1 protein-coding gene is annotated in these 641 nt (G+C 47.6%); it reads right to left on the bottom strand.

The window, feature by feature from the left end; translation table 11 throughout:
* Positions 1-641: histidine kinase dimerization/phospho-acceptor domain-containing protein (locus R7Q09_RS26400; RefSeq protein ID WP_318143973.1), on the bottom strand; the 641-nt coding region annotated here is incomplete at both ends.

Raw genomic sequence — 641 nt, 5'->3', positions numbered from 1 at the left:
GGCTGGTATCGACATCAAACTTGAGTTTATGTTGGTCATCACCACTTAAGCTGATCGCTTCTTTCTCTAATACTTCAAGCATTGCTGGCACGTTTACGACATCTTCCAACTCATGCATCGGCGCGGCTTCAATCTTAGATAAGGTAAGAAGTTGATTCACTAAGCTGTTCATGCGGTTAAGCTGCTCCGTCATCACCCCATGCGCTTTAGTCCACATAGGGCCGACGATCATGTCTGGGTCTTCCGTCATCTCCAGATAACCTTGTAGTACGGTCATCGGAGTGCGTAGCTCATGAGAAACGTTGGCGAAGAAGTTACGACGCATTCCTTCGAGTTGCTTAAGTTGGCTCACGTCACGCACCACCATCAGGTGTTCACCTTCCGTGTAAGGCACGATACGCAGTTCTAACATACGTTCGACATTCAACGGCGAGCGCATTTCTAGCGGTTCGGAGAAATCTTTTTTATTGAGGTACTTTATGAAATCTGGAGTTCGAATCAGGTTCGAGATAGGTTGACCGGAATCTTCTGGCCAATGGAAGCCTAACAGGTGTTGAGCTAACCGGTTACACCAAACAATGTTGCCTTCCGCGCGAAATACTACGACGGCATCGGGCAATGATTCGGCACCGTTTCTAAAA

Source organism: Vibrio sp. 2130-1, assembly GCF_033339515.1.
Note: the sequence above shows the minus strand (reverse complement) of the source record. Positions and strands in the feature narration are given on the sequence as shown.